Consider the following 564-nt stretch of genomic DNA (forward strand, 5'->3'; position numbering starts at 1 on the left):
GTGCTACCGGCGCAACTGGTGCTAAAGGCGATACCGGTGCAACTGGTGCTAAAGGCGAAAAAGGTGATACTGGTCCTGCTGGTTCTGTTGGTCCTAAAGGCGATACCGGCGAAAAAGGCGAAAACGGCACCAGCATCACAGGTGAAGTTGTAGATAATGGTGATGGTACCCATACAATCACTATTACTGATTTGGGTACTGGTTCAGTCACTACTACCATCGTTAAAGACGGTAAAAACGGTAAAGACGGTGCTACCGGCGCAACTGGTGCTAAAGGCGATACTGGTGCTGCTGGTGCTAAAGGCGATACCGGCGAAAAAGGTGAAGACGGCACCAGCGTCACAGGTGAAGTTGTAGATAATGGTGATGGTACCCATACAATCACTATTACTGATTTGGGTACTGGTTCAGTCACTACTACCATCGTTAAAGACGGTAAAAACGGTAAAGACGGCGCAACTGGTGCTACTGGCGCAACTGGTGCTACTGGTGCTACTGGCGCAACTGGTGCTACTGGCGCAACCGGTGCTACTGGCGCAACCGGCGACAAAGGTGAAAAAGGTG

General features: G+C 50.7%; 1 pseudogene. It reads left to right on the forward strand.

Annotation, left to right across the window (positions count from 1 at the left end):
• Positions 1-564 (forward strand): annotated as a pseudogene (locus tag HMPREF2661_RS10795) (collagen-like protein); the annotation flags it as partial.

Source organism: Neisseria sp. HMSC061B04 (assembly GCF_001836705.1).
In the GTDB taxonomy this organism is placed as follows: domain Bacteria; phylum Pseudomonadota; class Gammaproteobacteria; order Burkholderiales; family Neisseriaceae; genus Neisseria.